At 68.4% G+C, this 22,628-nt stretch carries 18 protein-coding genes and 2 pseudogenes; 8 read left to right on the top strand and 12 right to left on the bottom strand.

The features are described 5' to 3' along the window. Positions 1 to 742 precede the first annotated feature (742 nt). Together BLT59_RS03685 and BLT59_RS03680 are read left to right on the top strand one after the other, a co-directional pair. A complete protein-coding gene (locus tag BLT59_RS03685; RefSeq protein WP_091776647.1) occupies positions 743 to 3,784 on the top strand; it encodes a PAS domain S-box protein in 3,042 nt (1,013 codons plus the stop codon). Positions 3,785 to 4,253: 469 nt separating this feature from the next. Then, the gene (locus BLT59_RS03680) at positions 4,254 to 5,102 is read left to right on the top strand and encodes an HTD2 family dehydratase (protein ID WP_091776645.1); all 849 of its coding nucleotides are present in this window, start codon (positions 4,254 to 4,256) and stop codon (positions 5,100 to 5,102) included. A 109-nt stretch (positions 5,103 to 5,211) separates the two neighbouring features. Here the strand turns inward: BLT59_RS03680 and BLT59_RS03675 are convergent, their stop codons facing one another. Next, positions 5,212 to 5,649 (bottom strand): NAD-binding protein, encoded by a 438-nt coding sequence (locus BLT59_RS03675; protein WP_244513827.1) that lies wholly within the window; start codon positions 5,647 to 5,649, stop codon positions 5,212 to 5,214. Positions 5,650 to 5,828: 179 nt separating this feature from the next. Here BLT59_RS03675 and BLT59_RS03670 point away from each other — a divergent pair, with 179 nt between their 5' ends. Genes BLT59_RS03670 through BLT59_RS03660 form a run of 3 tightly spaced genes read left to right on the top strand, consistent with a single transcriptional unit; the run spans position 5,829 to position 8,403 of the window. Then, positions 5,829 to 6,335, top strand: a complete 507-nt coding sequence (locus BLT59_RS03670; protein WP_091776643.1) for a DoxX family protein — start codon at positions 5,829 to 5,831, stop codon at positions 6,333 to 6,335. After that, positions 6,332 to 7,576 (top strand): chromate efflux transporter, encoded by a 1,245-nt coding sequence (chrA, locus tag BLT59_RS03665; RefSeq protein WP_091776641.1) that lies wholly within the window; start codon positions 6,332 to 6,334, stop codon positions 7,574 to 7,576. The genes BLT59_RS03670 and chrA overlap by 4 nt, the downstream gene beginning before the upstream one ends. A gap of 14 nt (positions 7,577 to 7,590) precedes the next feature. After that, positions 7,591 to 8,403 (top strand): sulfurtransferase, encoded by an 813-nt coding sequence (locus tag BLT59_RS03660; RefSeq protein WP_091776639.1) that lies wholly within the window; start codon positions 7,591 to 7,593, stop codon positions 8,401 to 8,403. Here the strand turns inward: BLT59_RS03660 and BLT59_RS03655 are convergent. Together BLT59_RS03655 and BLT59_RS03650 are read right to left on the bottom strand one after the other, a co-directional pair. Further along, a complete protein-coding gene (locus BLT59_RS03655) occupies positions 8,397 to 8,732 on the bottom strand; it encodes a PadR family transcriptional regulator (RefSeq protein ID WP_091777176.1) in 336 nt (111 codons plus the stop codon). The two genes, BLT59_RS03660 and BLT59_RS03655, sit on opposite strands and share 7 nt — an antisense overlap. Before the next feature lie 127 nt (positions 8,733 to 8,859). Further along, a pseudogene (locus tag BLT59_RS03650) lies at positions 8,860 to 9,200 on the bottom strand (nickel/cobalt efflux protein RcnA); the annotation flags it as partial. Here BLT59_RS03650 and BLT59_RS31685 point away from each other — a divergent pair. Then, positions 9,193 to 9,345, top strand: a pseudogene (locus BLT59_RS31685) (chromate transporter); the annotation flags it as partial. The pseudogenes BLT59_RS03650 and BLT59_RS31685 overlap by 8 nt on opposite strands. Positions 9,346 to 9,684: 339 nt before the next feature. Here the strand turns inward: BLT59_RS31685 and BLT59_RS03640 are convergent. Next, entirely contained in the window at positions 9,685 to 10,608 is a 924-nt protein-coding gene (locus BLT59_RS03640) for a DUF6328 family protein (protein WP_091776635.1), read from the bottom strand. An 81-nt stretch (positions 10,609 to 10,689) separates the two neighbouring features. Next, entirely contained in the window at positions 10,690 to 11,589 is a 900-nt protein-coding gene (locus BLT59_RS03635; protein WP_091776633.1) for a phosphatidylserine decarboxylase, read from the bottom strand. 296 nt (positions 11,590 to 11,885) lie between these two features. On the opposite strand from BLT59_RS03635, the gene BLT59_RS03630 reads away from it, so the two are divergent. Beyond that, entirely contained in the window at positions 11,886 to 12,893 is a 1,008-nt protein-coding gene (locus BLT59_RS03630; RefSeq protein WP_244513821.1) for a CorA family divalent cation transporter, read from the top strand. A 30-nt stretch (positions 12,894 to 12,923) separates the two neighbouring features. Here BLT59_RS03630 and BLT59_RS03625 read toward each other — a convergent pair whose 3' ends face one another. The 3 genes from BLT59_RS03625 to BLT59_RS03615 are packed head-to-tail and all read right to left on the bottom strand — an operon-like array spanning position 12,924 to position 18,031. Further along, on the bottom strand, positions 12,924 to 15,080 hold the full coding sequence (locus BLT59_RS03625; RefSeq protein WP_091776631.1) for an ATP-binding protein: 2,157 nt from the start codon (positions 15,078 to 15,080) through the stop codon (positions 12,924 to 12,926). Continuing rightward, positions 15,073 to 17,838 (bottom strand): PAS domain-containing hybrid sensor histidine kinase/response regulator, encoded by a 2,766-nt coding sequence (locus BLT59_RS03620; protein WP_175543919.1) that lies wholly within the window; start codon positions 17,836 to 17,838, stop codon positions 15,073 to 15,075. Before BLT59_RS03620 ends, BLT59_RS03625 begins: the two co-directional genes overlap by 8 nt. Before the next feature lie 4 nt (positions 17,839 to 17,842). Next, a complete protein-coding gene (locus tag BLT59_RS03615; RefSeq protein WP_091776627.1) occupies positions 17,843 to 18,031 on the bottom strand; it encodes a type II toxin-antitoxin system ParD family antitoxin in 189 nt (62 codons plus the stop codon). A 575-nt stretch (positions 18,032 to 18,606) separates the two neighbouring features. Here BLT59_RS03615 and BLT59_RS03610 point away from each other — a divergent pair. Beyond that, positions 18,607 to 19,692, top strand: a complete 1,086-nt coding sequence (locus BLT59_RS03610; protein ID WP_091776625.1) for a sensor histidine kinase — start codon at positions 18,607 to 18,609, stop codon at positions 19,690 to 19,692. A gap of 31 nt (positions 19,693 to 19,723) precedes the next feature. On the opposite strand, the gene BLT59_RS03605 is transcribed toward BLT59_RS03610, so the two are convergent. The 4 genes from BLT59_RS03605 to BLT59_RS03590 all read right to left on the bottom strand — a co-directional run bounded on the left by BLT59_RS03605 (position 19,724) and on the right by BLT59_RS03590 (position 22,559). Beyond that, complete coding sequence (locus BLT59_RS03605; RefSeq protein ID WP_091776623.1) at positions 19,724 to 19,957, bottom strand: DUF6894 family protein; 234 nt, start codon at positions 19,955 to 19,957, stop codon at positions 19,724 to 19,726. A 239-nt stretch (positions 19,958 to 20,196) separates the two neighbouring features. Then, positions 20,197 to 20,388 carry a hypothetical protein gene (locus BLT59_RS31120; RefSeq protein WP_091776621.1) on the bottom strand — a complete coding sequence of 64 codons (192 nt, stop codon included), beginning with the start codon at positions 20,386 to 20,388 and terminating at the stop codon, positions 20,197 to 20,199. A 376-nt stretch (positions 20,389 to 20,764) separates the two neighbouring features. Then, entirely contained in the window at positions 20,765 to 21,424 is a 660-nt protein-coding gene (locus BLT59_RS03595; RefSeq protein ID WP_091776619.1) for a DUF1345 domain-containing protein, read from the bottom strand. A 139-nt stretch (positions 21,425 to 21,563) separates the two neighbouring features. Further along, positions 21,564 to 22,559, bottom strand: coding sequence for a hypothetical protein (locus BLT59_RS03590; protein WP_091776617.1), 996 nt, complete (start codon positions 22,557 to 22,559; stop codon positions 21,564 to 21,566). Positions 22,560 to 22,628: the final 69 nt, after the last annotated feature.

Raw genomic sequence — 22,628 nt, 5'->3', positions numbered from 1 at the left:
GTGCGCAAGAGCACGTCGGGCGCCGCGCATTTCGTGTGTCAGATCTTTCGAAATCATGCCGCAACTTGGCCCTTCGAGAAAGGCACCGCTTCGCAGAAGGAGAAGTCCTCATGGTTGCAGGGCGGTCGAATACGGACGACGTCTTCGAGACGTTGCTCAGGCGGACGATCACGGAGTCTGTGATCGACGGTATGGATCACGGGAAAGCCGGCGAGGACGACCTCATCATCCGCCTGAGACAGTATGAGCGGCGGGCGCGCCAGGAGCAGCTGAGTTCCCAGACGCTCCAGGTCCTCTTGTCGGCGCGGCGCCTTCTGGGTGACGGAGCGCGATTGGATCCGTGACGCGGATCGGCCGGGCGCGGAATGGCATCCGGGCCTGGCGCCGCAATGACGCGGCGGGGCTGTGGGTATCCCATCCCGCCGTCCCGTGGCAGCAGCAGGGCTGCAGCCTGTTCGGTCGGCCCGATCGATCCTCTGGATCCCGCGATTGAGCAACCCTCTCGTTTCGTTGGCTTTGACAAGCCGGGCGACTCGTGGGACCGCTCGGCCATGCCGGGGGAACAGACACGCGATCGCGCTCCGACAATCGGACGGAACGGGCACGTCCTTGCCGAGACCCCATCGTGCGATCATCCGCTGGCGCGCGACATCGCGGCTGGCCGCCCGACAGAGCAAGACCGGCACCGTCCCGTCGGGAGCGGATAAGCTCCCGATGCCCTTCCAAGCACCGCCAGGATGTCATGCACGGGAGAACTGACGCCACGATCTGCGCCCCGGCCTTCCTGGCTGACGGCGGCGGAATGGGCGTGCTCCTGCGCGAGCACCCCTGGGCGGGCACGCCGCTCGGCGACCTGTTCTCCTGGCCGGACGCTCTGACGACGCTCATCGGCATCATGTTCGGTTCCAACCAGCCGATGTTCATCGTCTGGGGACCGGAGCGGAGTCTCTTATACAACGATCTCTACGCCCAGATTCTGGGCGACAGGCATCCTTCGGCTCTCGGCCGCGACTACCTCGAGATCTGGCGCGAGATTGAAGCCGACCTCAAGCCCCTGGTGGACAAGGCCTATTTCGGCCGCCCTGTCCATGCGGGAGATGTCGAGCACGTCCTGCACGGCCGTAACTTTGCGGACGAGCTTCGATTCTCCCTCTCTTTCGTGCCCATCCGGGAGACGGCGGGGCACGTCAACGGTCTGTATGGGACCTGCACCGTGATCGCGGGTCCGGTGCCCGTCGCGCGCCGTCCGCACGAGACGGAATCGTCGCGCCGCGACAACGAGGAGCAGCAATCCTTCCTGCTGGATCTCAGCGACACGCTGCGACCGCTGACCGCATCGGCGGAGATCGTCGAGGTAGCCTCGCGTCGCCTCGGCGAGCGGCTCGGTGCCAGCCGCGTCTTTTATGCCGAGATCGGCGGCAGCCTGATGAAGGTCGAGCGGGAATACGCCCGGGGTGTCGGTTCGATCGTGGGCGAGCATTCGCTGGCGGCGTTCGGCCCAGACCTTCTGGCCGCCTACCGCAACAGCGCGGTCGTCGCGGTCGAGGACGTGGCCACCGACCTCCGGTTCAGCCACGAGGCGCGTGCCGGCCTCCAATCGCGACAGGTGGCTGCCTTCGTCGACGTCGTGCTGTTTCGTGGCGAGGAGTGGGTGAGCCTGCTGGCCGTCCAGAGCGCGATCCCGCGCGTCTGGACCACGGCCGAAGGCAACCTGATCCGGGACGTCGGCGAACGCGTCAAGGCGGCGATCGAGCGTGCCCGCGCCGAGGCGGCCTTGCGCAGGAGCGAGGAGCATCTGACGGCCATCTTCGCGGGTGCCTCCGTCGGCTTGTCCGAAGTCGATGCCACCGGTCGCTTCCTGCGGGTCAACACCGAGTTCTGCCGCATCCTCGGGCGTTCGGAAGATGCGCTGTTGCGTCTGGACATCGCCCAGGTCACCGGCCCCGAAGACCTGTCGCCCAGCCGGGCCGCGATCGCGCAGGCCCTTGAGACCGACCAAAGCGTCGCCCTCGACAAGCGGTACCTTCGTCCGGACGGCTCATCGATCTGGGCGAGCAGCAGCATTCGGCGTCTCGACGACGCGGACGGCAGGCTCAAGAGCCTGCTGATCGTGACGGCCGATCTGAGCCGGCGCAAGGAGGCCGAGCAGCGGCTGGCCGAGAGCGAGCGCCGCCTCCAGCACCTGAACGAGACCTTGGAGCTGCAGGTCTTCGAACGGACGGCAGAGCGCAATCTGTTCGCCACGATTGTCGAGAGGACAGACGTCATGGTGATGGCGGTTGACCTCGGCTACAACATTCTGGCGATCAACAAGGCGAATGCTGACGAGTTCGAGCGCATCTACGGCGTGCGACCGAGGGTCGGCGACAACATGCTCGATCTGCTGGCCGATCAGCCCGAGCATCAGGCCCAGGTTCGGGCGGGTTGGGGGCGCGGACTGGCCGGTGAGGAGTTCACTCTGGTCCAGGATTTCGGCGATGCCGAGCGGGCACGCCCCTCCTACGAGATCAGCTTCCGCACGCTGCGTGACGCGCGGGGCGAGCGCATGGGCTGCTATCAGTTCGTCATGGACGTCACGGATCGGTTACGTGGCCACGCCGAGCTGGCCCAGGCGCAGGAAGCTTTGCGCCAATCCCAGAAGCTGGAGGCGGTCGGACAGCTCACGGGCGGCGTGGCGCACGACTTCAACAACCTGCTGACCATCATCCGATCCTCGGTCGACTTCCTGCGCCGGCCTGATCTGCCGGAGGTCCGCAAGCGCCGCTACCTCGACGCGGTCACCGAAACCGTCGAACGAGCCGCGAAGCTCACGGGTCAGCTGCTGGCCTTCGCCCGCCGCCAAGCCCTCACGCCCGAAGTGTTCGACGTCGGCCAGCGGGTGCTGGCGATCGCCGACATGCTCGACACGCTGACGGGCGCGCGGGTGCAGGTCCTGCCCGAGGTGCCGGATGCGACCTGCCTCGTCCGGGCGGACGTGAGCCAGTTCGAGACCGCACTGGTCAACATGGCCGTCAACGCCCGTGATGCCATGGATGGTGAAGGCACACTGATCCTGCGCGTGACCTGCGGTGCGGCGCTGCCGGCCATTCGCGGCCACGCCGGTTCCCAGAAGCCCTTCGCGGCGGTGTCGTTGATCGACACCGGCACCGGCATTCCACCGGAGCAGATCGGACGGATCTTCGAGCCGTTCTTCACCACCAAGGAGGTGGGCAAGGGAACCGGCCTCGGCCTGTCTCAGGTGTTCGGCTTCGCCAAGCAGTCGGGAGGCGATGTCGATGTGCGCAGCACGCTGGGCCAGGGCACCGTGTTCACGCTCTACCTGCCGGAAGTGCCGCCCGGGGAGCGACCGGCCGACGATCATCTGCAGGATGCGGATCTCGCGCCCCTCGGGACGGGCCAGCGCATCCTGGTTGTCGAGGACAATGTCGGCGTCGGGCAGTTCGCGACCCAGATCCTGGAGGATCTGGGCTACCAGCCGACCTGGGCGGCCAATGCCGAGGAGGCGCTGGACGAACTCGGGCGGGCGGGGAACCGGTTCGATCTGGTGTTCTCGGACGTGGTGATGCCCGGTATGGGGGGTGTCGCGCTCGCGCAGGAACTGCAGCAGCGCTCACCACGGGTGCCGGTGGTGCTGACATCGGGCTACAGCCACGTGCTGGCCCAGTCGGACGCCCATGGGTTCACGTTGCTGCACAAGCCGTACTCGGCCGAGCAGCTCAGCCGGATCCTTCATCAGGTCCTGGGCCTGCGCAGGACATCGGGCGTGCTCTCCGATCCGGCTTGAAACCGGTCTTGCTATAGCGACCCCGCGGGACGGACTTGCTGATACGTCGCGCAAACGCTCGACTGCGGCGCGCGCAGATGGTCAGGCGCTGCGAGGCTCCGATATCCTGAAGCGGAATGATGCGGATCCCCAGAATTCGAAGCCGGCACGATGGCGAGGCCGGCCAGATCCTCGACCATGTGGCAGATCCCGCGGGCCGCCGAAGGCGGGGCGCCGCTGCGCGGCCAGCGGGGGACACGATCATCTGGATGTCCCCGCGAAACGGAAACGTCTCTGCCTCGGCGACGCCCCCATCGCCACCCTGCGTGAGACCAAGGCGATCTGAGAGCCCTTTTTGAGCGCGGCTTCCCGATCTTCCATTTCAGGATGACGGCGCGGGCTGCAGAACCGCCGTCATGGACCTCGCTCGTCGGTGTTTTCAGATGTCAAACGGGCTCCGAGCCAATCGCGAACGACCGAGGTATCGTTGATGACCGCGCTCGATATGGATCACCTGCGCAGCTGGATCGGCCGCACCCGCTCGGTTCGCGACAGCGTCACGCCCCGTCTCGTGAACGAGTTCCGCGCCACCTTCGGAAGTGCCCTGGCGCCCGTGCGGGAGGATGAGGCGCCGCTGGCGCTCCATTGGTGCCTTGCCCCTGAGACGCCGGCGGCCGACTTGCTCGGGCCGGACGGGCATGCCGCGAAGGGCGGCTTCCTCCCGCCGGTGCCCCTGCCGCGGCGCATGTGGGCGGGCGGTGAGATCGAGACCCTGGCGCCCCTGTGTCTCGGCGACGAGGTCATGCGCCGTGAGACCGTGGCGGATGTGATCGCCAAGGAAGGCCGCACCGGGGCCCTCTGCTTCGTCACCGTCCGGCACGAATACGAGACGCCCCGCGGCGTGGCCATTCGCGAGCGGCAGGACATCGTCTACCGTGCGGCGGCCGAGCCCGGGCGCCAGAGCGCGACGCTTCAACCCTCGCCGCTCACGGGCGCGCCCGACCGCGTGCGGGCGGTCGAGGCCACCACGATCCTGCTGTTCCGCTACTCGGCCATGACGTTCAACGGCCACCGCTTTCACTACGACTTCCCGTACGCGACGGACGTCGAAGGGTATCCGGGCCTCGTGGTCCACGGTCCGATCCAGGCCAGCCTGCTGTTCAACCTCGCGGCCGAGAGCCTGGGCGGGGTCCCCCGCATCTTTCGCTACCGTGGCGTGTCTCCGATGATCGCCGGCCAGACCTTCCGCGTCGCCGGGCAGACGAACGGAGCGGCCTTTGCCGGTGTGACCCTCGACGCCCGTGACGGCGCCTGCATGACGGCATCCGCCGAACGTTGAAGGAACGACGATCCAGACGTGGCACGCGCGGAAGCCGACGGCGGATGCCGCGACGAGGCCGACGAAGCCCCGCCTGCAGCATCCGGCGCGGCGGCCACCTGGTCGCACCTCAGGACAGGTCCGCCGCATCGCGATCGGGATGGTGTCGCAGCTCGGGAGTCCCCTGCACCGGACCGACATGTCGCTCCGCATCGGTCCGGCCCTCGGCGCGTGCGGTATCGATGAAGACGCGCGCCTCGCCCTCTCGCACGCCGAGACTGCGCAACGCATAGAAGGTCATGCCAAGGGCCAGTTCCCGCTCGCCCGTCACCGCGAGGCCGACCCCGTCGTCCTCGAGACGCCGTCGTTCCGCATCGCTGTGCGTGCGGACCACCATGTCGACCCCCGGGTTCAGTGCGCGCGCGGCCTCGACGAGCCGACGGGCCTGATGCGCACCGGGCGTGGTGATGACGAGTCGGCGGGCCGTGCTGAGGCTGGCCGCGTCGAGGATGCCGGGGGTCTGTCGAATCGCGGCGAGCGACTTGCCGATCATGATCGCGCCGAGCAAGCTGATCGCGACAGCGGCGGGACAGGCCCGCGAGGGAGCCTTGTTCCAACCCTTCGCTCCCGATATCGAAAACCGATACCGTAGGGTCCCGCTTCGATCCCGATGGGTGCGACCGCGTTCCGAGGCGAGAATCCATGGCGGTCCTGGGCCGGCCGCCCTCCTCACAAGGAAGTGACGGGATGAGCGTTTGGCACGCCCTTCTGCGAACCAAGGAGACGGGGTGGGTCATCCTTGTGCGCCTGCTGGTGGGTCTCGTGGTGTTCTTTCCGGAAGGTCTGCAGAAGCTGCTCCACCCCGAGGTGCTCGGTGCTGGACGCTTCGCCAGGATCGGCATCCCCTATCCCGAACTGATGGGACCCTTCGTCGGCGTCGTCGAGACCCTCTGTGGGCTTCTGATCGTCGTAGGTCTGGCAACCCGTGCGGCTACGGTCCCGCTTCTGGTCGTGATGGCGGTGGCGCTCGTCTCCACGAAGGTGCCGATTCTGCTCGGGCATGACCTCGGATCCTTCCATCTCCCGGCCGACATCAAGCGGGTTGGGTTCTGGAGCGCTCAGCACGAGGCGCGCGCCGACCTGACGATGACGTTGGGGCTGTTGTTCCTGCTCATCGTCGGTGCCGGACGCTGGTCCCTGGATGCCCGGCTCGCCCGCTTCCCCTCGACACGCCCAGACCGAGGTCGCCCATGACCTATGCCCCGTCGTCCACGGAGCCCGGACGGACCGATACGGCTTCCACAAGCTCGCCCGGCTCCATCGGGGAGGTGTTCCTCGCCTTCCTCAAGCTCGGCTTGACCTCGTTCGGCGGCCCGATTGCGCATCTTGGCTACTTCCGCGACGAGCTGGTCACCCGGCGGCGCTGGCTGGACGAGCGCGCCTATGCCGACCTGGTGGCGCTCTGCCAGTTCCTGCCCGGGCCTGCTTCCAGCCAGGTCGGCTTCTCGCTCGGCGTGCTGCGGGGCGGCGGCCTTCTCGGCGGTCTCGCCGCATGGACGGGCTTCACCCTGCCCTCGGCCCTGCTGCTTCTGGCCTTCGCCTACGGCGCCAGCGCGCTTTCGGGCCCGGTGGCCGAGGGTGCGATCCACGGCCTCAAGCTCGTCGCCGTCGCGGTGGTCGCGCAGGCGGTCTGGGGCATGGCCCGCTCGCTGGCGCCGGATCGGCCACGCGCCGGCGTCGCGGTTGCGGCACTGTTCCTCACCGTGTTCGTCGAAGGTTCGGTCGGGCAGCTCGGGTCCATCATCCTCGGCGCCCTCGCCGGTCTCGTGCTCTGCCGGGCGGCGGCGCAAGAGCAGGACGGGCATCTCGCCTTCCCGGTCTCCAGGCGGGCCGGCGCCGCGACCCTGGGCGCCTTCGCCCTGCTCCTGGTCGCCCCCCAAGTGCTGGCCGCCGGCCTGCAATCCCAAGCCTTGGCGCTGTTCGACGCATTCTACCGCTCCGGGGCTCTGGTATTCGGCGGCGGCCACGTGGTGCTGCCGCTGCTGCAGGCCGAGGTGGTCGCGCCGGGCTGGGTCAGCCCCGGCACCTTCCTCGCCGGCTACGGGGCCGCCCAGGCCGTCCCTGGACCGCTGTTCACGTTCGCGGCCTATCTCGGCGCCGTCGCCGGACCGGCGCCCCACGGGGTGATCGGTTCGGCCATCGCGCTGGTCGCGATCTTCCTGCCCGGGGTGCTGCTGGTCTACGGCATGCTGCCCTACTGGGACGCCTTCCGGACACGTCCGCTCGCCCAGGCGGCCATGCGCGGCACCAACGCCGCCGTGGTCGGCATCCTCGGTTCCGCTCTCTACAATCCCGTCTGGACCAGTGCCGTCGGCAACCCGCGCGATTTCGCGGTGGCCGTACTGGCGTTCGTGCTGCTCACGGTCGGCCGGGTGCCGCCGTGGGTCGTCGTCGCACTCACGGCTCTGGGCGGTGTCGTCCTGGCCCTGCTCTGACCGGAGCGGTATCCATGTCTCAGTCAGCCTTGCTCGACCCGGCCGCCCTCGACCCGTCCTGGCTGGTGCTCGATGCCCGCAGCGAGGGGGATTACGGGCAAGGCCATTGGCCGGGTGCGGCGCGCGTGCCTGTCTCCGACTGGGAGGCGGCCGCCAAACAGGCGAACACCGACCTGTCCGAGGACGGGCACTGGCGCACGCTGATCGGCAACCTCGGGGTTGACGGTCGGCGGCCCGTGGCGGTCTACGACGACGGCCGGATGACCGAGGCCGCACGCGTGTGGTTCATCCTGCAGCATTTCCGGGTGCCGGCCGCCGTGCTCGATGGCGGCTGGCCTGCGCTCACCGCCCGGCCCGGCGCCCGGATGGACAGCATGCCGGTGATGCCGACTCCGGCGGCCCTCGATCCGGCGCCGGCCAGCCACGCTTCCGTCGGCTTGGTCACCCGCCAAGAGCTCCGGGACCGGCTCGACGGCAGCACCCAGATCTTCGACGCGCGCACGGCCGCCGAGTTCGCCGGCGACGACCTGCGCAAGAACGCGCGCGGGGGCCACCTGCCCGGGGCGCGGCGGGTCGGCCATGCCGACCTGCTGACGGCCGAGGGCCGGATGAAACCTGCCGGGGAACTGCGCGCCATGCTGGAGCGCGCCGGCTTCCGACCCGGTGAGCGGATCGTCACCCACTGCGACGGCGGCGGGCGTGCGGCGCTGGCCGCCCTGGCCGCCGTGCAGGCCGGCTTCACCCGGGTGGGTGCCTACTACCTCAGTTTCTCGGACTGGGCGAAGGATGAAAGCTGTCCCGTCGTGAGGGACGGCGACGGTCATTGATGCGAGATGCTGCCGTGGTCGGGTTCCTCGCGCGGCAGCACCTCGTGGAACAACTCGCGCATGCGCTCACGCGCCAGGGCGAGGGCATCGCAGCCCAACGGGGTCGCGCGATAGATCCTCCGCTGACTACGGCCGGCCCGTTCCGTCCGTGAGGTCAGGTATCCCCGGCGTTCCATGGCGTGCAGCATCGGGTAGAGGGTCCCGGCGCTGAGCTTGTAGCCGTGCCGGCCCAATTCCTCGATCATCCACTGGCCGTAGAGGTCGCCCTCGGCAGCGTGGTGGAGGATGTGCAGCCGGACGAAGCCAGCCAGTAGATCCTGGTGTTCCATGTGAACAAGGTCGCGGATAACCCGGCGCAATGACAGGAAAAAGGTCGTGCGCACCGGGTTATGCAGGCTCTCCGCCGCGCGCTGGAGGGGCGATGCTGGGGACCCCGCCGTCGAGGAGGGATGTCGGTCAACCAGCCAAGCTCGATACGCTGTTCACCTGTGTCGCCGCAGGATGGTGGAGGCCCTCCCAGCCGAGCCTGCCCGTGCAGAGGACGACCAGGGCGGCCGAGCCGTAGGGCGCCGTCCGTCCGAAGCCGCCGAGTCTTGACCAGTGCGAGGCGACATGTCTGACGCTGAGCGCCGCGGTAACGCCGGCCGAGACCATCGTCAGCGCCAGCTCGACGCTGAAGCAGACGACCAACGCCAAGCCCAGGCCAACGGCTTGAGCTGGATGCACAGCAGCAGGACTGTGACGGCCGCCGGCCACGGGATCAGCCCTCCGGTCAGGCCGAACTGAACGATCTGCCCCGGCGCCGCCCCCGAAGCGCCGCGGCCCGTAACCCTGGCCGAGGCCGTCCAGATCTCGGCGCGCATCGGGGCGCACTCCTTCGGCGGGCCGGCCGGGCAGATCGCCGTGATGCACCGCATCCTCGTCGAGGAAAGGCGCTGTATCCAGCGTGCTGCCGCGGGGCACGTGCTTCGAATGCTGCTGACCTGGGACGCGCGGCGAGGAGGTGCCGTCCTGGCTGTGGTCGAGCTCGCCAGCCGGCACGAGGTCGGCTACCTGCAGCACTGCCGCCGCTACGCCGGCAGGCACGCCGCTCGAGCGGGGGAGCCGGAGCCGGCACCACGCTCCTGACCGGCGGCTCTCACGGCCAGGTCGTCGCGCGCTACCGGGAGCTCGTCGCGGCCAACACTCAACGTCTCATGGGCGGTGCTTGAGCTCACTCTGCACAGGCCGGAGGTGGCCCTGTCGCGGGCACAGCGGCCGCGAGCATGCGGTGGCTGCCACTCAATCGGTGACGCCGCGCCTCCGTTGCAGCAGGGCCGGGTGCACGTGCCAGAGGCCGACGAGCAGCGCGAGTGACGCGACGGCCGCGACGATTCCGGTCGTGTCCGACGCGACGACCTTCGCAACCACCACCCCGAGGTCAGCCGAGATGCCGAGCGCCAGGGTGGCGCTGGACGCGAGCAGGAAACGGCTGCCCAGAGCGTGAAACTCCGGCGTGTCCTCGCCCGCATAGACGATGCGGTGGAAGGCCGCCGGGGCCATCAGCCAGACCACCGTCAGGACCAGGAAGCCGAGCGCCGCCAAGTGCACAAGCTTCGCGGCGAAGGCCAGCTTCTCGAACGCCTCGGAGAAGGTGATCACCAGCTGGAAGCCGAGGAGCGCCTGGGCGCCGGGGAGCACCACGCGCGCCTCGGTCAGCATCTGCTCGATTTTGGTCTCCAGCGTGGTGTGCTCGTGCTCGGGCTCCTGGCGCGTCATGTTGCGCTCCTTGTCTCCGATAGTCCGCGCCTTGAGCGCTTCCAGCCCGTACCAGAAGAGGAGAGCGAGCCCGCAGACCACGAGGCCGACGGCGGCGCCGGGGCCGAGCCCCAGAACCGGCTCCGCGGCGAGGAACAGGTCGGCCCCGAACGCAAGCGCGAAGGGTGCGAGCGCGAGGCCGGCATAGCGCCCAATCACGCCGAGGAGGCGCTTGGTGTCCCGCCCGCCCTCCACCATCCTGTGCTGGATCGAGGGGGTGATGAGCAGCGCGATGGTCAGGGTGATGAGGGCAAGCGCCGCGACCCAGACCACGCGGTCATGGAACGGCAGGCGCTCGAAGGTTGGGCGGAAGGCGCCTTGGAACTGGAAGCCCAGCAGGATCTGCGACCCGAGGATGAGGATGCGGGTCTCGTCGAGGCCAACCTTCACTTTCTTCGACAGGGACATACGCAACGAGGTCCAACGGTGCCGGGATGCAGCAATCGACCACCGCCACGTCGGGTTCCGAAGACAAACCCGGGGCGCGTACTACGCACTTCTGAGGCTTATGGCGACGGGTTCGCCCAGGCGCACGATGGTCTCCATGCCCTGCGGCGTGTGCTCCCGGATGTCATCCGCTGGCCGCCACGCGCCGGGCTCACCGAAGATGGCCACCGCCGAACCGCCGAACTTGAACACCGATTTCTGCTCCCCGCGGCGGAACGGCCGGTCGAGCGGGTGACGCTGCACGATGCGTCCGACCGTGAGTGCGCCGAACTCGACGAAGCCGAGCCGGCCGAAATGCTCGGTCTCCAGGATGTTCACTTGGCGCTCGTTGCGGATATAGATGTCCGGCTTGTTGTGCACGGCCGTCCACGACACCGTCCAGATGCTATGCCCCAATCGCTCGTGGTCCAGCGTCCGCCCGTCGTCGGGGTAGTGAACGTGGTGGTAGTCGACCGGCGAGAGCCGCATCAGCAGGACGGGGCCGCCGAGGAAGGGCTTGGCTCGCTCGGCATTGCCGAGGATGTCCGCCGCGGCGAGTGACTGGCCCTTCACCGGGAAGCGCTGCTCGGGGCCGAACCGCTCCCAGCCGAAGTAGCGCGCCTCGGCCGGCGCCCCCATCGTGCCCGGGTCCTCGGGAAAGCGGCGCTTGCCGGGCTTGAACTCGCGCACGAACCAGTCGGCGTAGCAGCGGTAACGGCGCTCCTCGAATTCGCTCATGTCGATGTGGTACTCGCGCACGAACGGGTCGATGTTACGTCTCGTCCAGGGCGCGTCCTGGTAGAGCGCGTAGAGCTTGTCGAAGAGAGGTGTCGCGCGCAGCCACTGCCCTGGGGCGCGCAGCGGCCTCGTCTCATAGGTTGTCTGGTGGTCGGGCATGAACTCCTCGACCACTTTGCCCTTGTCGCGGTCCCACAGCTTCAGTGGCTTCGGATCAGCCGCCATCACGTCCCCTTACGCGACCCGGCAACGATGACGGGTCCGGGAGCAACAACCCTCGCAGGCTAGGGGCGTTCCTCCGGCCGCCGACGCATGGCGGCACTCGCCGCGCCTCCGCGTCAACAGCCGATGCGTCCGCCCCCCACCGCAACGAACCGCAGCCGCTCGCCGTTGAGGAGACCCCAGTCGCGGACGCTCACGATGACCCTTCTCGCCCTTCTCATCGCCCGCCGCCTCGCCGTCGCCGGCACCTTCGCGCGTGTAGGGTTCGCGACCGACTGAGCCGGCCCGTCCGACCCGCGATGACCGTCTCGCAAGGCGCCTCGCCGCCCGGCCTGCTCTGGGCGATGTCCTTCAACGAGCGGGGCTGCGGCCACCGCCTCCAACCTGACGAGGCGCTCCCTGACCTGGGTGCCTTCGGTGCCGGCTTCCTCTGGCTCCACTTCGACCTGAAGGTGGCCGAGCTCAAGCCGCTGATCGACGCCGGGCATGTCGGGCCGCAGCGCCTTGCCGAGGCTGTCTTCCGTCCTGACGAGCACCAGCGCGTCACCGTCGCGGACGGCCACGTCGGCGGTGTGGTTGCCGACCTGGCCCGGCCGGGAGCCAAGCCGGACGCCTCGGGTCGCCTGCACTTCGTGATGGGGCCGCGCTCGCTGGTGAGCGGACGCTGGGGCCCGGCGGAGAGCCCGGATGCCACCCGCGCCACCGCCGAGGAGGGGCATCCGATTCCTTCGCCCGTGCTGCTCCTGGAGACGATGGTCAGCTACGTGGTCGCTTCCATGGCGGCGACGGGCCAGCGGCTCTCGGACGAGGTCGACGGAATCGAGGACCGTGTGCTCGACGGGCGCGTGCGCGACGACCGCAGGCGCTTGGGCCCGATCCGCCGGAGCACCGTGCGCCTGCACAGGCAACTGCTCGGGCTTGCCGCAGTCTTCCACCGGCTGGAAGAGGACGACGCCGCCCGGGATTTGCACGGGCCGGCGGTCGCGGTGGCGGCGCGGCTGGCACAGCGGCTGGATGCCCTCGATCGGGACGTGACCGCGCTCGCCGAGCGTGCCCGGCTGCTGCAGGAGGAGGTGGCCGCCCGCGTGGCCGAGGAGAGCAACCGCCAACTCTACGTGCTGTCGGTCCTCTCGGCCCTGTTCCTGCCTCCGACCTTCCTCACTGGGCTGTTCGGCATGAACGTGAAGGGTCTGCCGTTTGCCGAGGATCCGCACGGCTTCCTGTCTGTCGGCGGCTTGTCCCTTGCCTCGGCGGTGGCGACCTACGGCATCATTCGGGCCCTCGGGATCAGACCACCGCGCAGCTGACGGCGGCGCCCCTGTGCCGACTTTCGGGGCCTACGCCTCCGAGGGGGCTGCTCGAACCTTCGGCATGCGCGTGATGGCAGTCCGCAGGACCTTGCCGACCTGCTCGGCTGAGTAGGGCTTGCGCACGAGCTCGAACCCGTGGACTTCGTCCTGCGCCAGCACGTGGCTGTAGCCGGATGTCAGGATCACCGGCATCTCAGGATGCAGCTCCCGCAGCGTCTTTGCGAGCTCAATTCCGCCCATGCCGGGCATCACCACGTCCGAGAAGACCGCGTCGAAGCGGAAGGGCACCGCCTCGATCTCGGCGAGCGCTGCCTCCGCGGTCTGGGTCAGGACGGTGCCGTAGCCGAGATCGTGCAGGATCTGCGTGCAGAAGCGACCGATCTCGACGTTGTCCTCCACCACCAGGATGCACTCGTCGGCATCCTCGACCGGCACGCCCTCCGGCTCGACTGCGTCCCTCGCCGCGCCCTCGTCCGCGTCCGCCTGGGGCAGGTAGAGCGTGAAGCTGGTACCGCGCCCGAGGACACTCGCCACGTCGACGTCGCCGCCGGACTGCTTGGCGAAGCCGAGGACCTGGCTGAGCCCCAACCCGGTGCCCTTGCCCACCTCCTTGGTGGTGAAGAACGGCTCGAAGATCCGCCCGAGCTGGTCCGGCGCGATGCCGGAACCCGTGTCCGTGACTGCCACCACCACGAAACGGTTCGCCGAGGCGGCGTGGCCGCGGATCGTCGGCTTCTGGCGGTTGCAAGTCAACGCGATGGTCAGCGTGCCCTCGCCCCCCATGGCGTCGCGCGCATTCACCGCGAGGTTCACCAGCGCGGTCTCGAATTGGCTGGCGTCGGCCCGCACGAAGCAGGGGGTTTCGGGCTTCTCCGTCACGATGCGGATGCGCGCGCCCGTGAGGGAATCGAGCATGGCGGCCACGGCCGCGAGGCGCTCGCCGGCGTCGAACACCTCCGGCCTGAGCGCCTGGCGCCGGGCGAAGGCGAGAAGCTGCGCGGTCAGCTTCGCCGCCCGCTCCACCGTGTCGGAGACCGCATCCATGTAGCGGGCGCGGCGCTCTGCCGAGAGCTCGGGCCGGCGCAGGAAGTCGATGGACGAACGGATGATGGTGAGCAGGTTGTTGAAATCGTGCGCCACGCCTCCCGTCAGTTGCCCGATGGCCTCCATCTTCTGGGCCTGAACCAGCGCGTCCTGCGCCTCGGCGAGTTCGCGGGTCCTCTCCTCGACCCGACGCTCAAGGGTCTCTTTCATGCCCTGCAGGGCGTCGCGGAGATGCCGGTCGGCCACGGCGCGTCGCTCGACATTCCGGGCCAGCCGGGTGGTCAGGGCTGCAAGCCAGAGCGCCAGGACGATGACGAGGAGGGCCGTCCCGGTCTCGGCCTCCAGCAGGCCTGCACGGACGGCATGGAGTTGCAGCAGGCCGAGCACCAGCGGCGCGACCACGGTCGCCGGCAGCAGGTGGCGGGTCATGGGCCCGGCCTCGCCCCCGCCGAGCGCGGTCGCCACCCACGGCCGGTTGGGGCGGCTGAGGAGCACCCCGAGTGACAGCGTGCCGAGTGTCAGCGCGGTGAGAAGCGCCATGCGGGAGAACGGGCCACTCTGGTGGAAGGCGCCGAGGCCGTATGCGTAGCCGAGGCCGCCAACCGCCGCGACGACGAAGGCGAGCATGGCCGCGGCGGTGCCGATGCGACGGAGGCGACGGCTCCGGGCATCTTGGAGGATGAGGCCCGAGGCAGCGCCGACGAGGCCGACGGCGGTCGCCAGGGCCATGCCGCTGCCGGGTGCCAGCGGCGCGAACACAAGCCGCTGGACCAAGTCGTCTGGGCGGAAGCTTCCCTGCAGGGCGTATTGCAGGCCCCCGCCGAGCGCGACGGCCGCGGCCGCGCCGGCAAGGCCCCGACCGGCGCGACGGCTCGCCCGCGCGCCGTCGCGCCGGGCCGCGAACAGCAAGGCTCCCCCGAGCAGGAGGGTGCCGAGCGCGGTGAGCACGACCATCGGCGGCTGACCGGGGATAAGGCGACGCATCGCTGGCACGTCGAGCCACCAGCCGGCGAGGACGATCAGGGACACGCCCGCGCCGATGATGCCGCAGGCCCGCGCGATCCGCCGGGCCCGCGCCGCGGCCCTCATCGACCGGGAGGGCGCCGCCTCGGGCAGGCTTGGCCGTTCGGCGTCAGCCATGCGCGATCATCTCGCGGATGCGCACGCCCAGTGTCTCGACCGCGAAGGGCTTGGTCAGCACGGCCATGCCGGGCTCCAGGTGGCCGTTGCCGACCATCGCGTTCTCGGCGTAGCCGGTGATGAAAAGCACCTTCAGGTCGGGACGGCGCTCGCGGCCGGCATCGGCCATCTGCCGCCCGTTCATGCCACCGGGCAACCCCACGTCGGTGATCAGCAGGTCGATACGCACGTCCGATTGCAGCACCTTCAGCCCCGAGGCGCTGTCGGCCGCTTCGATGGCCGTGTAGCCCAGATCCTCCAGCACCTCGGTCACCAGCATGCGCACGGTCGGCTCGTCGTCGACCACCAGGACCGTCTCGCCCTGCTCGGCACGCTGCACCTCCCCAAAACCCGCCAGCGAGTCGTCTTCGTCCAATGCACCGCGGTGGCGCGGCAGGTAGATGCAGACGGTCGTGCCCTCGCCGATTTCGGAATAGATGCGCACCTGCCCGCCCGACTGCTTGGCAAAGCCGTAGATCATGCTCAGCCCGAGGCCGGTGCCCTGCCCGATGGGCTTGGTCGTGAAGAACGGGTCGAACGCCTTGGCGATGACGTCCGGAGTCATACCGGTCCCTGTGTCGGTCACGCAGAGCGACAGGTACTGTCCCGCCGGGATATCGTGCTTCCTGGCCGCGTAGGTGTCGAGCCACCTGTTGGCCGTCTCGACGGTGATACGGCCAAGCTCCGGCATCGCGTCGCGTGCGTTGATGCAGAGGTTCAGCAGCGCGTTCTCAAGCTGGTGCGGGTCGACCAGCGCCGGCCACAGGCCGGAGGCGCCGACCACCTCGACCTCGATGGCAGGACCGACCGTGCGCTGGATCAGCTCCTCCATGCCCTGGACGAGGGCGTTCACGTCGGTGGGCTTCGGGTCGAGGGTCTGGCGCCGCGAGAAGGCGAGCAGGCGGTGGGTGAGCGCGGCGGCGCGCTTCGAGGCACCCTGCGCCGCCGTCATGTAGCGGTCAAGGTCGGTCAGGCGGCCCTGGCTCATCCGGGTCTGCATCAGCTCCAACGAGCCGGAGATGCCGGCGAGCAGGTTGTTGAAGTCATGTGCCAGGCCGCCGGTCAGCTGGCCGACCGCCTCCATCTTCTGCGCCTGCCGCAGCTGTTCTTCGAGGCGGGCGCGCTCCTCCGCAGCCTCCTTCTCGGCGGTGACATCGCGACCGATGCCCGTCAGCCGCTCGCCGCCAGGCTCCGGCGCCAGCTTCCAGGCGATCCAGCGCCAAGTCCCGTCGGCGGCCTTCACCCGGTCCTCGAACCGGACTGGCCGGCCCGTCGTCCGCATGTCGAGCAGCGCCTCCATCACGACGGGAAAGTCGTCGGGGTGGACGATCTCGGCATATGGCCGGGTCAGCAGCGTCTCCTCGTCATGGCCGAGCAGAACGGTCCATGACGGACTCACCCGAAGGAGCCGACCCTCGTAGTCGGCGTTGACGAGTAGGTCCTCGCTGAGATCCCAGAGGCGGTCTCGCTCGGCGGCCAGCCCCGCCTCGGCGTCGCGCTGGGCGGTGACGTCCTGGACGAACACGTAGAAGCCGTCGACCGCGCCCCTGGCGTCGCGGCGCGGCTCGTAGCGGATGTCGGCGATGCGGCGCCTTCCGTCCGGCCACGGCCAAGCTAGGTCCAGGCGAACCGGCGAACCGGCGAGCGCCCGCTCGATGTGGGGCAAGCGAGCCCGGAAGCCCGCCTCATCGACCAGATCGGGGATGGTTCGGCCGACCACTTCCTCAGGCGCGCGGTCGAACCAGTCGCGGTAGGCATGGTTCGCGAAGCGGTAGGTCAGGGAGCGATCGACGAAGGAGACCAGCAGGGGCAACGCGTCGGCGACGAGGCGCATCTCGGCCTCGCTCGCGCGCAGGGCCGCCTCGGCAAGCCTGCGGTCGTGCACGTCCTCGACGACGCCGTACCAACGGATGACCGTGCCGGCCTCGTCACGGCGCGGGTAGGCGCGGGCACGCTGCCAGCGGTACTCGCCGGTGGCGGCGATGCGGATGCGGTAATCGACATCCACGGGCTCGCCCGACGCCAGGCGTTCCGCGAACACGGCCGCCGTCGGCCCCAGGTCTTCGGGGTGGAGCGCCTTGGTCCAGCCGGTGCCGTCCGGCTCGCCCGGTGCCTGGCCAGTAAGCTCGAGCCAGCGGTGCGAGTGAGAGGTGATGTTGCCTTGCGGGTCACAGGTCCAAGGCACCTGCGGGTTCAGCTCGACCGTCTGGCGGAAGTGCTCTTCGCTCTCGCGGAGGGCCCGGTCGGCTAGGACCCGCGCGGTGGTCTCGTTGGTGAAGACGAAGAGGCCCGCGATTCGACCCTCGCCGTCGAGCACGCGCGAGTAGGAGAACGAGAACCAGGTCTCGGCCGGACCGCGGTCGGTGTCGAGCTTCCACGGCAGGTCGTTGAAGCGCGAGCTTCGGCCCGCGAAGGCGTCATCGATGATGGGCTTGGCTTGGTCCCACGCGTCGGCCCAGACCACGTCGAAGCGCTCGCCCATGGCCCAGGGCCGCCGTGGCCCGAGCAGGGGCGCATAGGTGTCGTTGAAGAAGAATGTGAGGTCCGGGCCCCAGGCCAAGAGCATGGATTCCGGCGAGTTCAGCACCAGGCTGAGTGCTGTGCGAAGCTCTGCCGGCCAAGTATGGGGTGGCCCGAGCCGGTGGTTCGACCAATCGCGCTCGCGGATCATGCGGGCGGCCTCGCCGCCACCCGCTAAGAAAGCCAGGCTGTCGCTCACCGGTTCAGGCCTCGCCCGGCGCAGATCTGGTTTCGCGGTGGGCCTTGAAAGCGAGTTCGCGCTCTTCGAGAAGCCGAAGGGCCGTGCGCATCACCTCGCTCATGTTGCCGTAACGGCCCGACGCGAGCAGCTGCTCGGCGACGGCGAGCAGCTCCGGGCTGAGCGAGATGGTGACGGATTTGCGGACGGGCATGAGGGGCTGTGGCCTGTAGGATCAGGTCACACAACGCGGCGGCGTGCCGCAAGGCCTCGACCTTGGTAAGCACCGCGACGTCGGGCGCGGCAAGCGGCCGTCGGGTGAACCCCTCACCCCGCTTTGCCGTGGCGCCGCCGCCGCAGCGCCGGGTGTACCTGCCAGAGCCCGAGCAGCAGCATGAGCGAGGCGACGGCCGGAACGACCCCAGCGGTGCGCACGCTCCGCCGAAGAGGCAATCGGGGCGATAAGGATGGCCTGGCGCTCGCCCACGTCGTTCACGAACGGTGGCGGGCAGTGCCTGTCATCATCGCCTTCGGGTTACGCGGAGATTTCGCGCATGCGCTGCCTCCGAGTGTCTGGAACCGGCCGAAGCCTCACGGTGACGACACGCTTCTTCGCCTGGTCCTGACCGAACTCTCGTACGCTGGGCCTACGCGTCCTACGGCGCGGTGATGTCGGCTTAGGCATCTGCCGGCCTGCGCCTTGATTGCTGTGCTGGCCATGCGCCCAAGCTCTCAGTATTCTGGCTTGGCGGCTGCGCTTGCGCCGCCGGGGACTATGGCGCGGAACCGATGTGGGGGCTCATCACTGAGCAGATGCTGCACCGGCGGTCGCGCTGGGTTGGCTATCTGGCCGCCCTTGTCATTGTCGGAGTGGCCTACGCCGCTGGCCGATGGACATGGCCGTCGATGCAGGTCTACCCGTTCTTCTTCTATTTCCCGGCCGTGTTCCTGTCGGCAGTCCTGTTCAACCATCGGGCCGGCTACGTCGCGGCGGTCGCCGCGGCCGTCTTGGTCACGCTGCGCCTCGAGCCTTGGGACAGCTTCTGGATCGCGCAACCGCGCGACCAGTTCGCCTGGTTGGCGTTTTTGATCTTCAGCCTCTTCCTGGCGGCCCTGGTCGAGGAGCTGCGCAGGTTACTCCACCGGACCCGGTGTGCCGAACACGAGGCCCGTGCGGCCGAGCAGCGGGCGTGCGCGGCGGAGGAGCAGAAGGACCTGTTCCTGCGTGAGGCCGTCCACCGCTTCAAGAACGATCTCACCATCGTCGCCTCCCTGCTTCGCACGCAGGAGCGTCGGATTGGCGACGGTGCGGCCAAGACCATGCTCGTCAACACGACCAACCGGGTCCAGGTCATGGCCCGCGTGCACGACCGGCTACGCATCGGGCCCGGCGCCGCCGCGGAGGTGAACACGCGGGAGTTCATCGAAGAGCTCTGCGCCGACCTGCAGGCCTCACTCGTGGACCTGCGCCCCGTCGCGGTGGAGGTCAGGGCCGAGCCCCACCCGCTCCCGCACGATCAAGCGGTGGCCGTCGGCCTGATCATCAACGAGGCGGTGACCAACGCGCTGAAGTACGCCTTCCCCGATGAGCGCTCTGGCACCGTGAGCGTGTCCTTTGTGCGCCGAGGGCCGGAGTTCCTGCTGCGTGTGAAGGACGATGGCATCGGCTTCGACCCGGAGCGGGCGCCCCGCGCCGGAGGCATTGGCCGCCGCCTGGTCCAATCGATGGCGCAGCAACTCGGCGGGCAGCTCACTGTCGAGCCCGATGAGGGTCGGCCCGGCACCGTCGTCTCGGTGACCTTCCCCCAAGCGTCCGACGCGCGGGCGGCCGAGCCGCAACCCGGCCTTAAGCGTTCCGCCGCCGTCGAGGGCTGATGGCACCGGGTTCGAAGCGGTTCCCCGGGCGTTACCGGTCGAGGATCTCGCGGAACGAGATCTCGAACAGGACCTGCCCTACTTCGTTCGTCACGACGAAATTGTACCGCCTGGGATGGTCGCCGACGCTTGGCAGCTCGGCCGCCAGTGGCGGGATGGCGGCGCATGCCTCCAGGTAGGCCTCCTCGGCGCTCGCCGGTTCGAGCCCGTCTTCGTCAGCCTCCAGGCGCCCTCGCGCGCATAAGTCGAAGTGGTAGACCGCCATCAGGACCCGCGGATGCGCACTCCTGACGGGCAACCCGCGCCGCGCCATTCGGTCCCCGAGACATCGAGGCAGGCGACGCGGGAACTGGTGGCTCTCGCCGGAACTTGCGCTTCATCCGCCTGGAGCGACGGTGTGCCTGGGGCAAGGGCGGCGTTCCCGTATGACCGGATGATGGTGGAGCGGTTCCGTGCGGCGTTCCCCCGCGCGGTGGCGCGACGACCTGGGCGCAAGTCCATCTTCTACTTGGGAGTGGCGCGGGTGAGCGGCTCCGTGCGGAGCTCTGCGCCGCGTATGGTCCAGGGCCGGAGTTCGGGTACGATTTCGGAGATCTCGCGCATGGCGCGGTCCAAGAATTCCTCGACCCGAAAGTGATCGAGTTGGTCCTCGACCTTGTTCAGCTGGACCGGGTCGCGGCCGCAATCGGCCTCCACCTACTTCGCGCGAACCAGGCAGGCGGCGCTCTCGGCCTGGAACTTGTCGGCCAGCGCGAGCAGGTGGTCGCAGTTCTTGAGTTTCTCGGTGCGCAGGGCCTCCCTGGCGGCGCCCGCGCGAGATGGGGCTATCGATGGCGATCGGGAACCTGATGGCCGCTTCTGAGACCTTGTCCTGCACCCATCGAATGACCGGGACGGGCGCATTACCGTCAGGCTGGTTCCGAAGCCTCTCGACGCTGCAGCCGAGACGCCGGACACTCAGATCGCAGTGCCTTGTGCCAGCACAGGCGCATCGTCGACGCCGGGATAACGAACTGTCCTCTCAAACTTGGTATGGCCAAGCAGAATTCGTGCGGTGTATCCGTCGTCTATTTCAATGCTGAGCAAGGCCAGCGGCCATGTTCACCGCTAACGCCAGGAGGCTCGTGTTGAAGAAGTAGGCGTAGAGCGTCTGCAGGGTTGCGATCCTACGCATTTGCTTTGCAGTGATGTCAGTGTCGGATGTCTGCGATGTCGCTCCAATCGTTACGGAAAAATAGAAGAAATCCCAAAAATCCGGATGGTCGTCGCCGTTGAAATCCAAGCCACCACGAGGCTTGCCGCCCTCTTCGCCATAGTAGACGTGCGCGTAGTGGGTGGTGAAGACCACCTGCACGAAGGCCCATGCGCAGAGCAGCGTCAGGGCCGAGAGCACAATATGAGGGATTCGATATACATCCTGCTCATCCTGGCCGAACAGCAACATTGCCACAGCCCCGCAGCTCGCAGCAGCGGCAAGAACTGCAAACAGGGAGATCGTGAACGCGCTATCATCGAGGCGGGATGCTTCGCGGCGGAGCGCTTCACTCGATCCGCGCGTCAGCTGAAAGACGACCAGCGCCACATAGCTGACTACGCCGACACACCAGCCGATTAGGAGCCTCGTCCAAACCGATGGGACCGGCAGGATCAGGCTTAATGCCAAGCAAAGCGCAGCCGAACCGAGAAGTCGCGGCCGGAGCCAAAATGCTTGAGCGGTTCTGGGAAGATGCATTTCTCGGACTCAACGCTGAGGAGCGCGCGCCGCCTGCCAAGGGCGACCGGTTCGGAGTTTAGAGCGTTTGCTCCCCACGACGGCGCCAACTGTGGTGCGAGGGCTCAGAACGGTTCGCGGGCGAGGTCGTTGTTACCGCTTAGAATTCCATGCCGAACTTCACGCGTAAGTTTTGGCGCTCGAACTGTGTCAGGCCAAGGCCGCGCCGGGCATAGGCCGGATCGGTGTCGCGCCCCCACGCTTGAGCCGCGTACGCCACGGTCAGCCAGATCTTCTCGGTGAACCGGTGATGCAGGACAGGGCCGATGAGCACTGCCGCGCTCTCCAGCCGATTTAGGAAAACGCCGTCGTAGCCGCGCAAGTAGCGCACCTCCGGGCCCACGAAAGTCCCTTCCGTCACCTGCCCAACCACTGCGTTTGACCAGAGGAAGGTCGAGGATCGGTAGCCCCGGCCCGCGGTGCCCCGCTGGCGCCCGGCCGCAGGCTCGAAGCTGATGTTGCTGCCGTACCATACGCTGCCGGGCACAAGCTGCACATCGAGCTGGATGAGGCTTTCCATGTCGAACACGTTCGCGCCATTGCCCTCGACGGGCAGGATCCGCGTGAAGCGCGGGCGCAGCTCGATAGCGAAGCCCAGTGGCTGCTCGGCCGATCCTTTCAGGAACTGGTACTTCAGCTCCGCCGAGGCACCGTCGAAGGTGCCGAATGCCTTGTCGTCCAAGTCCGCGATGTTGCGTTGCCGGCGGAGATTGCCGAAGGCGCTCAGCTCGACGCTGAACCGGTCAGCGGGGTTGAACTGGTAGGAGAACCGCGTGTCGAGTACGCGGTAGGTGGAAGGGCCCGGACCATCACGGCGCTTGCTGAAGCGCGAGATGGTGTCGACCAGGACCTCCTGCTCCCCCTTCTCGCCAGTGTCAGAGCCTTCGGTGAAGCCGAACAGGTGCTCCGTATCGACATCCTTCTGCCCGTCGGTTTTGCCGCGCTTCCCGCCCGAGCTGCCGCTGTTCGACGAGGATTTCGCCTTGTCCTCCTTCGGCTCCTCGGCGAGCCCAGGGGCCGCCGCGAGGCTCGAGGTCAGCAACATGGCGATGGCGGATTGCGCGATGCATCTCGCCAGCAGAGCGTGCCCGATCATCACCCTGCGGCGTTCCTCGACTGATGCGCACAACGATGACTAGACGCGCAAACGGGCGCCTGCCTGTCA

Origin of the sequence: Methylobacterium sp. UNC378MF, from assembly GCF_900103195.1 — a bacterium.
GTDB lineage: Bacteria > Pseudomonadota > Alphaproteobacteria > Rhizobiales > Beijerinckiaceae > Methylobacterium.
Note: the sequence above shows the minus strand (reverse complement) of the source record. Positions and strands in the feature narration are given on the sequence as shown.

Bases quoted from the DNA above. Each gene is read 5' to 3' on its own strand.
- BLT59_RS03685 (WP_091776647.1), top strand. From the start codon at position 743: ATGCACGGGAGAACTGACGCCACGATCTGCGCCCCGGCCTTCCTGGCT.
- BLT59_RS03680 (WP_091776645.1), top strand. From the start codon at position 4,254: ATGACCGCGCTCGATATGGATCACCTGCGCAGCTGGATCGGCCGCACC.
- BLT59_RS03670 (WP_091776643.1), top strand. From the start codon at position 5,829: ATGAGCGTTTGGCACGCCCTTCTGCGAACCAAGGAGACGGGGTGGGTC.
- chrA (WP_091776641.1), top strand. From the start codon at position 6,332: ATGACCTATGCCCCGTCGTCCACGGAGCCCGGACGGACCGATACGGCT.
- BLT59_RS03660 (WP_091776639.1), top strand. From the start codon at position 7,591: ATGTCTCAGTCAGCCTTGCTCGACCCGGCCGCCCTCGACCCGTCCTGG.
- BLT59_RS03655 (WP_091777176.1), bottom strand. From the start codon at position 8,732: ATGGAACACCAGGATCTACTGGCTGGCTTCGTCCGGCTGCACATCCTC.
- BLT59_RS03640 (WP_091776635.1), bottom strand. From the start codon at position 10,608: ATGTCCCTGTCGAAGAAAGTGAAGGTTGGCCTCGACGAGACCCGCATC.
- BLT59_RS03635 (WP_091776633.1), bottom strand. From the start codon at position 11,589: ATGGCGGCTGATCCGAAGCCACTGAAGCTGTGGGACCGCGACAAGGGC.
- BLT59_RS03630 (WP_244513821.1), top strand. From the start codon at position 11,886: ATGACCGTCTCGCAAGGCGCCTCGCCGCCCGGCCTGCTCTGGGCGATG.
- BLT59_RS03625 (WP_091776631.1), bottom strand. From the start codon at position 15,080: ATGGCTGACGCCGAACGGCCAAGCCTGCCCGAGGCGGCGCCCTCCCGG.
- BLT59_RS03615 (WP_091776627.1), bottom strand. From the start codon at position 18,031: ATGCCCGTCCGCAAATCCGTCACCATCTCGCTCAGCCCGGAGCTGCTC.
- BLT59_RS03610 (WP_091776625.1), top strand. From the start codon at position 18,607: ATGTGGGGGCTCATCACTGAGCAGATGCTGCACCGGCGGTCGCGCTGG.
- BLT59_RS03605 (WP_091776623.1), bottom strand. From the start codon at position 19,957: ATGGCGGTCTACCACTTCGACTTATGCGCGCGAGGGCGCCTGGAGGCT.
- BLT59_RS03595 (WP_091776619.1), bottom strand. From the start codon at position 21,424: ATGCATCTTCCCAGAACCGCTCAAGCATTTTGGCTCCGGCCGCGACTT.
- BLT59_RS03590 (WP_091776617.1), bottom strand. From the start codon at position 22,559: ATGATCGGGCACGCTCTGCTGGCGAGATGCATCGCGCAATCCGCCATC.